The 16,323-nt window shown below is 58.7% G+C and carries 1 protein-coding gene; it reads left to right on the top strand.

The window, feature by feature from the left end; translation table 11 throughout:
• Positions 1-17 precede the first annotated feature (17 nt).
• Positions 18-16,323: hypothetical protein (locus DXY31_RS10825; protein WP_137024969.1), on the top strand; the 16,306-nt coding region annotated here is incomplete at its 3' end.

The following is a 16,323-nucleotide window of genomic DNA, read 5'->3' as shown; positions in this document are numbered from 1 at the left end:
GCGAGGGAATAGATGCCATGTCTTTAGTTACCGCAAACAATCTAATCAATACCTGGAACCTCAATGGCGGAAGCCTTGATGCAGCTTTTGTCAGCACGATTCAAGGCAGTTTTGCAGACATCAATTACCTGTACAACTTGCCCAATCTGACAGGGCTTGGCGATGAAGCACACACCCTTGAAGACACATCCCTGGCCGTTGTTTCTCTCAACACTCTGGACGGCAAAACCTCCGGCACCATCAATGCCTCCTCCATCAACACGCTCACCGGTAGCAGCGCCGACCTGATTACCGCCTATGCATCAGGAGGCATCAGCAATCTCGGCAACGAGGCCGTCATCATCTCTGACACCAGCCTTGCCGTCTCTGTTCTCAACACACTGGATGGACGCACCTCTGGCGCCATCAATGCCAACTCCATCACGACGCTCTCAGGCACTGGTGCTGACCTCAATACCGCTTACACATCAGGCGGCATCAGCAATCTTGGCAATGAGGCCGTCACCCTCACGGATACCTCGCTCGCTGCTTCCGTTCTCAACGCCCTCGACGGTCGCACCTCAGGCACCATCAATGCTAATTCCATCAACACGCTCACCGGCAGCGCTGCTGATCTGATCACTGCTTACGACTCTGGTGGCATCACCGGACTTGGCAATGAAGCCGTCAATGTCAACAGCGGCACCGCTTCCACCTCACAGGCCAATGTCCTCGCCGCCGACACATCCGGTGTGGTCACCGCCACCATCTCTGATGGAGACATGGCCACCCTTGCTGGACTGACTGAAACCGGTAACGCCTACTCCATCACTATCACCGACAACAGTGTTGCCGCAGCTGCTCTCAACACCCTCGATGGCAAAACCTCCGTTGCCATTAATGCCAGCAACATCACCACAGTCTCAGGCAGCGCCGCTGATCTGATCACCGCCTACGACTCTGGTGGCATCAGTGGCCTGGGCAATGAAGCCATCAACGTCAACAGCGGCACCGCTTCCACGTCCCAAGCCAATGCCCTCGCCGCCGATACATCCGGCGTGGTCACCGCCACCCTCTCCGATGGCGACATAGCAACACTCGCCGGTCTCAGCGAAACCGGTAACGCCTACACCATCACCATCACCGACAACAGCGTTGCGGCAACTGCTCTCAACACGCTCGACGGCAAAACCACTGTCGCCATCAACGCCAGCAACATCACCACCCTCACCGGTGCAGCAGCTGACCTCAACACCGCTTACACCGCCAACGGCAACGGCTCCATCTCTGGCCTCAACAATGAGGCCATCACCCTCTCCGACACCAGCCTCGCCGTCTCCGTCCTCAACACCCTCGATGGCCACACCTCCGGCACCATCAATGCCAACTCCATCAACACCCTCTCTGGTGCTGCAGCAGATCTCAACACCGCTTACGCCTCAGCTGGGATCTCAGGTCTGGCCAACGAGGCCATCAGCCTTTCCGACACCACCCTTGCCGCATCCGTCCTCAACACCCTCGATGGCCACACCTCCGGCAGCATCAATGCCAGCTCCATCAACACGCTTTCAGGCAACGCCGCAAACCTGATCACCGCCTACGCATCAGGAGAAATCACAGGTCTTGGCAATGAAGCCGTCAACGTCAACAGTGGTACCGCTTCCACCGCCCAGGCCAACAACCTCGCTGCCGCTACATCCGGTGTGGTCACCGCCACCCTCGCCGATGGCGACATGGCCACTCTCGCCGGGCTCAGCGAAACCGGCAACGCCTACACCATCACCATCACCGACAACAGTGTTGCCGCAGCTGCTCTCAACACACTCGACGGCAAAACCTCCGTTGCCATCAATGCCAGCAACATCAACACACTCACAGGTGCAGCCGCAGACCTCAACACCGCCTACACCGCCAATGGCTCCAGCATCACCGGCCTCGGCAATGAAGCTGCCACCCTCTCCGACACCAGCCTCGCCGTCGCCGTCCTCAACACCCTTGATGGCAATACATCAGGCGCCATCGATGCCAGCAACATCAACACACTCACTGGCAACGCAGCAAACCTGATCACCGCCTACGACTCTGGTGGTATCACTGGCCTTGGCAATGAAGCGGTCAACGTCAACAGCGGCAGCGCTTCAACATCCCAGGCTAATGCCCTCGCTGCTGACACATCCGGCGTAGTCACCGCCACCATCTCCGATGGCGACATGGCCACCCTTGCCGGTCTCAGCGAAACCGGCAACGCCTACACCATCACCATCACCGACAACGGCGTTGCTGCCGCTGCTCTCAACACACTCGATGGCAAAACCTCCGTTGCCATCAATGCCAGCAACATCACCACGTTGACAGGTGCTGCAGCAGACCTCAACAGCGCATACGCATCAAGTGGCATCAGCAATCTCGGCAACGAGGCCGTCACCCTCTCCGACACCAGCCTCGCTGCTTCCGTTCTCAACATCCTCGATGGCCATACCTCAGGCACTATCAATGCCTCCTCCATCAACACACTCACCGGTAGCGCCGCAGATCTGAACACCGCCTACACATCAGGCGGCATCAGCAATCTTGGCAATGAAGCCGTCACTCTCTCCGACACCAGCATCGCCGTCTCCGTTCTCAACACACTCGATGGACGCACATCAGGTGCCATCAATGCCTCCTCCATCAACACGCTCACCGGTAGCGCTGCTGACCTCAACACCGCCTACACATCAGGCGGCATAAGCAATCTCGGAAATGAAGCCGTCACCCTCTCCGATACATCCCTCGCCGTTTCCGTTCTCAACATCCTCGACGGACGCACCTCGGGTGCCATCAATGCCAGCTCCATCAATTCCCTCTCAGGCAGCGCAGCTGATCTGATCACCGCTTACGACTCAGGTGGCATCACCGGCCTGGGCAATGAAACGGTCAACGTCAACAGCGGCAGCGCTTCCACCGCCCAGGCCAACAGCCTTGCGGCCGACACATCCGGTGTGGTCACCGCCAACATCTCCGATGGCGACATGGCCACTCTTGCCAGTCTCACGGAAACCGGTAACGCTTACGCCATCACCATCACCGATAACAGCGTCGCTGCAGCTGCTCTCAACACACTCGATGGCAAAACCTCCGTTGCCATCAATGCCAGCAACATCACCACGCTCTCAGGCAGCTACGCCGATCTCAACACCGCCTTCACAGCTAACAGCAACGGTTCCATCTCTGGTCTTGGCAATGAAGCCATCAACGTCAACAGCGGCACCACTTCCACCGCCCAGGCCAACAACCTCGCTGCTTCCACCTCCGGTGTGGTTACCGCCACCCTCTCCGATGGCGACATGGCCACCCTCGCCGGCATCACCGAAACCGGCAACGCCTACACCATCACAGTCAGCGATGCCTCGGTAGCGGCATCTGCTCTCAACAGCCTCGATGGCAAAACCTCCGTTGCCATCAATGCCAGCAATGTCACGACGCTCTCAGGCAGCTACGCCGATCTCAACACTGCCTTCACAGCTAACAGCAACGGTTCCATCTCTGGTCTTGGCAATGAAGCCATCTCCGTCTCCGGAGCTGTCACCACCTCTCAAGCCAACACCCTGGCTGCTGCCACCTCCGGTGTCGTCACCGCAACCGTCTCCGATGGCGACATGGCCACACTCGCCGGTCTCAGTGAAACCGGTAATGCCTACACCATCACCATCACCGATAACAGCGTTGCTGCAGCTGCTCTCAACACACTGGACGGCAAAACCTCCGTTGCCATCAATGCCAACAACATCACCACACTCTCAGGCGCAGCCGCTGACCTCAACACCGCCTACGCCTCATCGGGGCTCTCAGGTCTGAACAACGAAGCGATCACGCTCACTGACTCATCCCTCGCTGCCTCGGTCCTCAATACCCTCGATGGCAACACCTCCGGCAGCATCAATGCCAACTCCATCAACACGATCACCGGCACTGCTGCTGATCTGATCACGGCCTACGCATCAGGCGGCATCAACGGCCTTGGCAATGAAGCGGTCAACGTCAACAGCGGCAGCGCGTCTACCTCCCAGGCCAATGCCCTCGCTGCCGATACATCAGGCGTGGTCACCGCCACCCTCTCCGATGGCGACATGGCCACCCTCGCCGGTCTGAGCGAAACCGGTAACGCCTACACCATCACCATCACGGACACATCCGTTGCTGCATCAGCTCTCAACACGCTCGATGGCAAAACCACTGTTGCCATCAATGCCAGCAACATCACCACGTTCACCGGTGCAGCCGCTGATCTGAACACCGCTTACACATCAGGCGGCATCAACAATCTCGGCGACGAGGCCATAACCCTCTCCGACACGTCCCTCGCCGTGTCCGTTCTGAATGCCCTTGATGGACACACCTCCGGTGCCATCAACGCCTCCTCCATCAACACGCTCACCGGCGCAGCGGCTGATCTGAACACCGCATACACATCTGGCGGCATCAACAATCTCGGCAATGAGGCCATCACCCTTTCTGATACCAGCCTCGCTGTTTCCGTTCTCAACTCACTCGACGGACACACCTCCGGTGCCATCAACGCCTCCTCCATCAACACGCTCACCGGCGCAGCGGCTGATCTCAATACCGCATACACATCTGGCGGCATCAACAATCTCGGCAATGAAGCGGCCACCCTCGCCGATACCTCCCTCGCCGTCTCCGTCCTCAACATCCTCGATGGCCATACCTCAGGCACTATCAATGCCTCCTCCATCAACACACTCACCGGTGCAGCCGCTGATCTGAACACCGCCTACACCTCAGGCGGCATCAGCAATCTCGGCAATGAGGCCGTCACCCTCTCCGATACCAGCCTCGCCGTCTCGGTTCTTAACGCCCTCGATGGACGCACCTCCGGTGCCATCAATGCCTCCTCTATCAACACGCTTACGGGTGCAGCCGCTGATTTCAATACCGCTTACGCCTCTGGCGGCATCAGCAATCTCGGCGACGAGGCCATCACCCTCTCCGATACCAGCCTCGCCGCCTCCGTTCTCAACACGCTCGACGGACACACCTCCGGTGCCATCAATGCCTCCTCCATCAACACGCTCACCGGCGCAGCGGTTGATCTCAATACCGCCTATGGCTCCTCCGGCATCAACAATCTCGGCAATGAGGCCGTCACTCTCAACGACACCAGCCTCGCCGTCTCCGTCCTCAACATCCTTGATGGCCACACCTCAGGAACCATCAATGCCTCCTCCATCAACACACTCACTGGTACAGCCGCTGATCTCAATACCGCCTACGGCTCCTCTGGCATCAACAATCTCGGCAACGAGGCCATCACCCTCGCCGATACATCACTCGCCGTCTCCGTCCTCAACATCCTTGATGGCCACACCTCAGGCACCATCAATGCCTCCTCCATCAACACACTCAGCGGTGCAGCGGCAGATCTGAACACGGCCTACGGCTCCTCCGGCATCAACAATCTCGGCAATGAGGCCATCACTCTCTCCGACACCAGCCTCGCTGTTTCCGTTCTCAACTCCTTAGACGGACACACCTCCGGTGCCATCAATGCCTCCTCTATCAACACGCTTACGGGTGCAGCCGCTGATCTCAATACCGCCTACGGCTCCTCCGGCATCAACAATCTCGGCGACGAGGCCATCACCCTCTCCGACACCAGCCTCGCTGTCTCCGTCATCAACATCCTTGATGGCCACACCTCAGGCACCATCAATGCCTCCTCCATCAACACGCTCACCGGCGCAGCCGCTGATCTGAACACCGCTTACACCTCAGCCGGCATCTCTGGTCTGAACAATGAGGCCGTCACTCTCAACGACACGACCCTCGCCGTCTCCGTTCTCAACATCCTTGATGGCCACACCTCAGGAACCATCAATGCCTCCTCCATCAATGCCCTCGCAGGCAGCTATGCCGATCTGAACACCGCCTTCACGGCTAACAGCAACGGTTCCATCTCTGGTCTTGGCAATGAAGCTGTCTCCATCTCCGAAGCTGTCTCCACATCACAGGCGAACAACCTCGCTGCTGCCACCTCCGGCGTTGTCACCGCCACCCTCTCCGATGGCGATCTCGCAACCCTGGCTGGGCTCACAGAAACCGGCAACGCTTACTCGATCACCATCAGCGACGCATCGGTCGCGGTATCGGCGCTCAACACCCTGGACGGCAAAACCACTGTTGCCATCAATGCCAGCAACATCACCACACTCACCGGTGCAGCTGCTGATCTCAACACCGCTTACACATCAAGCGGTATCAGCAATCTCGGCAACGAGGCCGTCACCCTCAACGACACCTCTCTCAACGCCTCCGTTCTCAACGCCCTCGACGGACGCACCTCAGGTGCCATCAATGCCAGCTCCATCAACACACTCTCAGGCAGCGCCGCTGATCTGATCAGCGCTTACGACTCTGGTGGCATCAACGGCCTGGGCAATGAAGCCGTCAATGTCAACAGCGGCACCGCTTCCACCTCACAGGCCAATGCCCTCGCTGCCGATACATCCGCTGTCGTCACCGCCACCATCTCCGATGGCGACATGGCCACACTCGCCGGGCTCAGCGAAACCGGCAACGCCTACTCCATCACCATCACCGACAACAGTGTTGCTGCTGCTGCTCTCAACGCCCTCGACGGCAAAACCTCCGTTGCCATCAATGCCAGCAACATCACCACCCTCACCGGCGCAGCAGCTGACCTCAACACCGCTTACACCGCCAATGGCAACGGCTCCATCAACGGGCTCGGCAATGAAGCAGCCACCCTCTCGGACACAACCCTCGCCGTTTCCGTTCTCAACGACCTTGACGGCAACACCTCAGGCACCATCAATGCCAATTCCATCAACACACTCTCAGGCAGCGCCGCTGATCTGATCACTGCTTACGACTCTGGCGGCATCAGTGGCCTTGGCAATGAAGCCGTCAACGTCAACAGCGGCACCGCTTCCACCTCACAGGCCAATGCCCTCGCCGCCGACACGTCCGCTGTCGTCACCGCCACCCTCTCCGATGGCGACATGAGCACACTCGCCGGGCTCACCGAAACCGGCAACGCCTACACCATCACCATCACCGACAACAGTGTTGCTGCCGCTGCTCTCAACACACTCGACAGCAAAACCACTGTTGCCATCAATGCCAGCCACATCACCACGCTCACCGGTGCAGCCGCTGACCTCAACACCGCCTACACCGCCAACGGCAACGGCTCCATCACGGGGCTGGGCAATGAAGCAGCCACCCTCTCTGACACATCCCTCGCTGTCTCCGTTCTCAACACGCTCGATAGCAATACAACCGGCGCCATCAATGCCAGCTCCATCAACACCCTCACAGGCACAGCCGCAGATCTCAATACCGCTTACGCCTCCTCAGGCATCTCAGGCCTGGCCAACGAGGCCATCACCCTCTCCGACTCGACCCTCAACGCATCGGTCCTCAACGACCTCGATGGCAACACATCCGGCGCCATCAACGCCGGATCGATCAACACGCTCACCGGCACTGCTGCTGATCTGATCACCACCTTCACAGCCAACAGCAACGGCTCCATCTCCGGTCTCGGCAATGAAGCGGTCAATGTCAACAGCGGCAGTGCTTCCACGTCCCAGGCCAATGCCCTCGCTGCCGCCACATCCGGCGTGGTCACCGCCACCATCTCCGATGGCGACATGGCCACTCTCGCCGGACTCACCGAAACCGGTAACGCCTACTCCATCACCATCACGGACACATCCGTTGCGGCATCACCTCTCAACACCCTCGATGGCAAAACAACTGTTGCCATCAATGCCAGCAACATCACCACCCTCACCGGTGCAGCAGCTGACCTCAACACCGCCTACACCGCCAACGGCAACGGATCCATCACCGGGCTCGGCAACGAAGCTGCCACCCTCTCTGACACAACCCTCGCTGTTTCCGTTCTCAACGACCTCGACGGCAACACCTCCGGCGCCATCGATGCCAGCAGCATCAATACGCTGACAAGTGATGACTACGACTCACTCAACACTGCGTACACAGCAGCAGGCAGTGGCGCAATCACAGGCCTGGGCAATGAAGCGATCACTGTTAACAACCGGATTCGCGCTTCAGAAGCAAACACCCTGAATGGCCACACGTCGGGAGTCGTTACTGCAACAGTGACAGACTCAAATGGAACCAGCGCTCTGCTTGTTTCCAACGCCCTGACACTTAACGGCACAGGCAATGCTTACTCAATTTTCATACGTGATAGAACCGTTGCCACCACTGATCTTTTAAGTATTGATGCGTTGACGACTGTCACGATCAATGCAGCACGAATAACGAGGCTCACCGGAACTTATGCAAGCATTATTTCAACGTATGCGGCCGAAACTGCCGGAACGATTTCTGGCTTAGGCAGCAATTGCAGCTTCACAGCAAGCGGGTCAATCACTGTTGCAGAAGCCAATACTCTTTCAGGATTAATTTCGCATGGCAGCCGAAGCCTGACGGCCACAATCTCCAACGGAGATATGGCCACATTGGCAGGAATCAGTGAGAGCGGACACAACTTAAGCATCACCATCACCGACACATCCGTTGCTGCTGCTGCTCTCAACACCCTGGACGGGAAAACAGACACCACCATCAACGCCAGCAACATCACCACCCTCACCGGTGCAGCCGCTGATCTGAACACCGCCTACGCATCCAGTGGCATCTCCGGTCTCAATAACGAAGCCGTCACCCTCTCCGACACGTCGCTCTCAGCCTCAGTCCTCAACACGCTCGACAGCAACACCTCCGGCACCATCAATGCCAGCTCCATCGACACCCTCAGCGGTGCAGCCGCTGACCTCAACACGGCCTACACCTCAGCCGGAATTTCTGGGCTCAGCGACGAGGCCATCACACTCACGGATACATCCCTCGCAGCATCCATTCTCAACGCGCTCGACGGACACACCTCAGGCACCATCAATGCCGGATCGATCAACACACTCTCAGGCAACGCCGCTGATCTGATCACCGCTTACGCATCAAGCGGCATCTCTGGCCTGAACGACGAGGCCATCTCCGTCAGCAGTGGGACCGTCACCACAGCGCAAGCCAACACGCTCTCGGCTGCCACATCGGCAGTTGTCACCGCCACCATCTCCGATGGCGACATGGCCACACTCGCCGGTCTCAGTGAAACCGGTAACGCCTACACCATCACCATCACGGATACATCCGTTGCTGCATCAGCTCTCAACACACTCAACGGCAAAACAACTGTTTCCATCAATGCCAGCAACATCACCACCCTCACAGGTGCAGCCGCTGACCTCAACACCGCTTACACCGCCAACGGCAACGGCTCCATCTCTGGTCTCGGCAACGAAGCTGCCACCCTCTCTGATACCTCCCTCGCTGTTTCCGTTCTCAACATCCTTGACGGACGCACCTCAGGCAGCATCGATGCGGGCACCATCAACACGCTCACCGGTACAGCGGCTGATCTGAACACCGCTTACACATCAGGCGGCATCAGCAATCTCGGCAATGAGGCCGTCACTCTCTCCGACACGGCCCTCGCCGTCTCCGTTCTCAACGACCTCGACGGCAACACCTCAGGCACCATCAACGCCAGCAACATCACCACCCTCAGCGGTGCAGCCGCTGACCTCAACACCGCTTACACCGCCAACGCCAACGGCTCCATCTCTGGTCTCAACAACGAGGCCGTCACTCTTTCCGACACCAGCCTCGCTGTCTCCGTTCTCAACGACCTCGACGGCAACACATCAGGCACCATCAATGCCTCCTCCATCAACACACTCACCGGTACAGCCTCTGCTCTGATCAACGCTTACGACTCCGGTGGCATCTCAGGCCTTGGCAATGAAGCCGTCAACGTCAACAGCGGCACCGCTTCCACCTCACAGGCCAATGCCCTCGCTGCCGACACATCCGCTGTCGTCACCACCACCATCTCCGATGGCGACATGGCCACTCTCGCCGGTCTCACCGAAACCGGTAACGCCTACTCCATCACCATCACCGATAACAGCGTTGCGGCCGCTGCTCTCAATGCCCTCGACGGCAAAACCTCCGTTGCCATCAACGCCAGCAACATCACCACACTCTCAGGCAGCGCTGCTGATCTGATCAGCGCTTACGACTCTGGTGGCATCAACGGCCTGGGCAATGAAGCCGTCAATGTCAACAGCGGCACCGCTTCCACCTCACAGGCCAATGCCCTCGCTGCCGATACATCCGCTGTCGTCACCGCCACCATCTCCGATGGCGACATGGCCACACTCGCCGGACTGACTGAAACCGGTAACGCCTACACCATCACCGTCACCGACAACAACGTTGCCGCTGCTGCTCTCAACACTCTCGATGGCAAAACCTCCGTTGCCATCAACGCCAGCAACATCACCACACTTTCAGGCAACGCTGCTGATCTGATCACCACCTTCACAGCCAACAGCAACGGCTCCATCTCTGGCCTCGGCAATGAAGCCGTCAATGTCAACAGCGGCACCGCTTCCACGTCCCAGGCCAATGCCCTCGCTGCCGCCACATCCGGCGTGGTCACCGCCACCATCTCCGACGGCGACATGGCCACTCTCGCCGGCATCACCGAAACCGGTAACGCCTACACCATCACCGTCACCGACAACAGCGTTGCCGCTGCTGCTCTCAACACACTCGATGGCAAAACCTCCGTTGCCATCAACTCCAGCAACATCACCACACTCACCGGTGCAGCAGCAGATCTCAACACCGCCTACACCGCCAATGGCAACGGCTCCATCTCTGGGCTCGGCAATGAAGCAGCCACCCTCTCGGACACAACCCTCGCTGTTTCCGTTCTCAACGACCTCGACGGCAACACATCAGGCACAGTCAACGCCAACACCATCAACACGCTCACCGGCAGCGCCGCTGATCTCAACACCGCCTACACATCAGGCGGCATCAGCAATCTCGGCAATGAGGCCGTCACCCTCTCCGACAGCTCGCTCGCCGTCTCCGTTCTCAACATCCTCGATGGACGCACCTCCGGCACCATCAATGCCTCCTCCATCAACACGCTCACCGGCGCAGCAGCTGACCTCAACACCGCTTACACCTCAGCCGGCATCTCTGGACTGAACAATGAGGCCATCACTCTCTCCGATACGACCCTCGCCGTCTCCGTTCTCAACGACCTCGACGGACGCACCTCAGGTGCCATCAATGCCAGCTCCATCAACACACTCTCAGGCAGCGCCGCTGATCTGATCAGCGCTTACGACTCTGGTGGCATCAACGGCCTGGGCAATGAAGCCGTCAATGTCAACAGCGGCACCGCTTCCACCTCACAGGCCAATGCCCTCGCTGCCGATACATCCGCTGTCGTCACCGCCACCATCTCCGATGGCGACATGGCCACACTCGCCGGGCTCAGCGAAACCGGCAACGCCTACTCCATCACCATCACCGACAACAGTGTTGCTGCTGCTGCTCTCAACGCCCTCGACGGCAAAACCTCCGTTGCCATCAATGCCAATGCCATCACCACACTCTCAGGCAGCGCTGCTGATCTGATCAGCGCCTACACCGCCAACAGCAACGGCTCCATCAACGGTCTTGGCAATGAAGCCGTCAATGTCAACAGCGGCAGCGCTTCCACCTCACAGGCCAATGCCCTCGCTGCCGCCACGTCCGCTGTCGTCACCGCCACCATCTCCGATGGTGACATGGCCACACTCGCCGGCATCACCGAAACCGGTAACGCCTACACCATCACCATCACAGATACATCCGTTGCTGCATCAGCTCTCAACACGCTCGATGGCAAAACCTCCGTTGCCATCAATGCCAGCAACATCACCACACTCACCGGTGCAGCAGCAGACCTCAACACCGCCTACACCGCCAACGGCAACGGATCCATCTCTGGTCTCGGCAATGAAGCAGCCACCCTCTCGGACTCATCCCTCGCCGTCTCCGTTCTCAACGATCTCAATAGCAATACATCCGGCACCATCAATGCCGGCTCCATCAATTCCCTCTCAGGTACAGCTGCTGACCTGATCACCGCCTACGCCGCCAATGGCTCCGGCATCTCTGGCCTTGGCAATGAAACGGTCAATGTCAGCAGCGGCAGCGCTTCCACCTCCCAGGCCAACAACCTCGCTGCTGCCACATCCGCTGTCGTCACCGCCACCATCTCTGATGGCGACATGGCCACACTCGCCGGGCTCACCGAAACCAGCAACGCCTACACCATCACCATCACCGACAACAGTGTTGCTGCATCAGCTCTCAACACCCTCGACGGCAAAACCTCCGTTGCCATCAATGCCAGCAACATCAACACACTCACCGGTGCTGCAGCTGATCTCAACACCGCCTACACCGCCAACGGCAACGGCTCCATCACAGGGCTCGGCAATGAAGCTGCCACCCTCTCGGACACATCTCTCGCCGTCTCCGTCCTCAACGACCTCAATAGCAATACCTCCGGCACCATCAATGCCGGCAATATCACCACCCTCACCGGTACAGCTGCAGACCTCAACACCGCCTACGCCGCCAATGGCTCCGGCATCTCTGGACTGAACAACGAGGCCGTCACTCTCACCGACAGCTCACTCGCCGTCTCCGTCCTCAACATCCTCGATGGCAACACCTCCGGCACCATCAATGCTGGTTCCATCAACACACTCACAGGCACGGCCGCTGACCTCAACACCGCCTACACAGCAAGCGGCATCTCTGGACTGAGCAACGAGGCCGTCACTCTCTCCGACACGACCCTCGCCGTCTCCGTTCTCAACGACCTCGATGGACGCACCTCAGGCACCATCAATGCCGGCTCCGTCAACACGCTCACCGGCAGCGCCGCAGACCTCAACACCGCCTACACCTCAGCCGGCATCTCTGGACTGAACAATGAGGCCGTCACGCTCAACGACACGACTCTCGCTGTCTCCGTTCTCAACGACCTCGACGGACGCACCTCAGGTGCCATCAATGCCAGCTCCATCAACACACTCTCAGGCAGCGCCGCTGATCTGATCAGCGCTTACGACTCTGGTGGCATCAACGGCCTGGGCAATGAAGCCGTCAATGTCAACAGCGGCACCGCTTCCACCTCACAGGCCAATGCCCTCGCTGCCGATACATCCGCTGTCGTCACCGCCACCATCTCCGATGGCGACATGGCCACACTCGCCGGACTGACTGAAACCGGTAACGCCTACACCATCACCGTCACCGACAACAACGTTGCCGCTGCTGCTCTCAACACTCTCGATGGCAAAACCTCCGTTGCCATCAACGCCAGCAACATCACCACACTCACCGGTGCAGCCGCTGACCTCAACACCGCTTACACCGCCAACGCCAACGGCTCCATCTCTGGTCTCAACAACGAGGCCGTCACTCTTTCCGACACCAGCCTCGCTGTCTCCGTTCTCAACGACCTCGACGGCAACACATCAGGCACCATCAATGCCTCCTCCATCAACACACTCACCGGTACAGCCTCTGCTCTGATCAACGCTTACGACTCCGGTGGCATCTCAGGCCTGGCCAACGAAGCCGTCACCCTCACCGACACGACCCTCGCCGTCTCCGTTCTCAATGCCCTCGACGGTCGCACCTCAGGCACCATCAATGCCAACTCGATCAACACCCTCACCGGTGCAGCAACAGACCTCATCACCGCCTTCGCATCAGGTGGCATCAACAACCTTGGCGCTACTGCCGTCAACGTCAACAGCGGCTCCGCATCCACCTCCCAGGCCAACGACCTCGCCGCCGCCACGTCTGGTGTGGTCACCGCCACCATCTCCGATGGCGACATGGACACACTCGCCGGGCTCACCGAAACCGGTAACGCCTACACCATCACCATCACCGACAACAGCGTTGCGGCAGCGGCTCTCAACACACTCGACGGCAAAACAACTGTTGCCATCAATGCCAGCAACATCACCACCCTCACCGGTGCAGCCGCTGACCTCAATACCGCCTACACCGGCAACGGCAACGGCTCCATCTCCGGCCTCGGCAATGAAGCTGCCACCCTCTCCGATACCAGCCTCGCTGTTTCCGTTCTCAATGACCTCGACGGCAACACCTCAGGCGCCATCAATGCCAACTCCATCAACACACTCACAGGCAGCGCAGCTGACCTGAACACGGCCTACACATCAGGCGGCATCAGCAATCTCGGTAATGAGGCCGTCACCCTCACCGACAGCTCACTCGCCGTCTCCGTTCTCAATGCCCTCGACGGTCGCACCACAGGCAGCATCAATGCCAATTCCATCAACACGCTCTCTGGCACTGCTGCTGATCTGATCAGCACCTACGCCGCCAACGGCTCCGGCATCTCAGGCCTTGGCAATGAGGCGGTCAATGTCAACAGCGGCAGCGCTTCCACGTCCCAGGCCAACAGCCTCGCCGCCGACACATCCGGTGTCGTCACAGCCACCATCTCCGAAGGAGACATGGCCACACTCGCCGGTCTCACCGAAACCAGCAACGCCTACGCCGTCACCATTACCGATACACGCGTCAATGCGGATGAATTAAATACCTTAAACAGCAAAACAACCGTCAATATTGACTGCGGAAATATCACCCAAATCGTTGGTGCAATTAGTGATATCGCAACTGCTTACACATCTGGAGGTTTCAGCGGTCTAGGCGACGAAGAAATCATCTTTACGTTCGCCAATATCCAGGCAGATCTTTTAAACGCAATTGATGCGGCCAACAGCAGGGTAATCAATGCATCAGGCGTTGCCTCTTTAACGGGCAGTGCATCAGATCTCAACACCGCCTACGCCTCCAGCGGTGTTTCCGGCCTTGGCAATGAGCCCGTCACGCTCACAGACACCTCTCTAGCCGCATCGGTCCTCAACACACTCGATGGCAACACATCCGGCACCATTGATGCCAGCTCCATCAACACCCTCACCGGTACGGCCACTGACATCAACACCGCCTATGCCTCGAATGCGGCCGGTGGTATCAGCAACCTCGGCAATGAGGCCGTCACTCTCTCCGACACCTCACTCGCTGCATCGGTTCTCAACACGCTCGATGGACGTACATCAGGCACCATCAATGCCTCCTCCATCAACACACTCTCCGGTACTGCCTCTGACCTGAACATCTCCTACACCTCAGCCGGCATCTCTGGACTGAACAACGAGGCCATCACCCTCACCGATACCTCGCTTACAGCCTCCGTTCTCAACACCCTCGACGGACGAACATCGGGCACCATCAATGCCAACTCCATCAACACACTTGCCGGCACTGCCGCGGACCTCAACACCGCCTACACATCAAGCGGCATCTCTGGACTGAACAACGAGGCCGTCACCCTCACTGACACCTCTCTCACCGCTTCCGTTCTCAACACTCTCGATGGCAACACCTCTGGCACCGTCAATGCCAATTCCATCAACACGCTCACAGGTACAGCTGCAGACCTGAACACTGCCTACGCCTCCTCCGGCATCAGCAACCTCGGCGATGAGGCCGTCACCATCACCGACACCAGCCTCGCGGTCTCGGTTCTCAACACCCTCGACGGCAACACATCCGGCAGCGTGAACGCCAGTTCCGTCAACACACTCTCAGGCACGGCCGCTGACCTCAAGACCGCCTACGACTCCTCGGGCATCTCAGGTCTTGGCAACGAGGCGGTCACCATCACCGACACCTCACTCGCCGGATCGGTGTCGTTCACCCAACTCGGCCCCGACATCGATGGAGAAGCTGCCAACGATTACAGCGGCCGCAGCGTTTCTCTCTCCAGCGATGGCAGCATCGTTGCCATTGGTGCCTACGCAAACGATGGCAATGGCTCAAATTCGGGCCATACGCGCATCTACCAGTGGGATTCAGCCTCCTCCTCTTGGAATCAACGCGGTAGTGATATCGATGGAGAAGCTGCCGGCGATTACAGCGGCTTCAGCGTTTCTCTCTCCAGCGATGGCAGCACCGTCGCCATTGGTGCCTTCAATAACGATGGCAATGGCTACAACTCGGGCCATACGCGCATCTACAAATGGGACGGCTCCAGCTGGAATCAACGCGGTAGCGATATCGATGGAGAAGCTGCCTACGATTACAGCGGCCGCAGCGTTTCTCTCTCCAGCGATGGCAGCACCGTCGCCATTGGTGCCTACTATAACGATGGCAATGGCTACAACTCGGGCCATACGCGCATCTACAAATGGGACGGCTCCAGCTGGAATCAACGCGGTAGCGATATCGATGGAGAAGCTGCCAACGATTACAGCGGCCGCAGAGTTTCTCTCTCCAGCGATGGCAGCATCGTTGCCATTGGTGCCTACGCAAACGATG

Source organism: Synechococcus sp. UW179A (genome assembly GCF_900473965.1).
GTDB lineage: Bacteria > Cyanobacteriota > Cyanobacteriia > PCC-6307 > Cyanobiaceae > Synechococcus_C.
The sequence above is the reverse complement of the archived record's forward strand: the minus strand, read 5'-3'. Positions and strand labels throughout refer to the sequence as shown.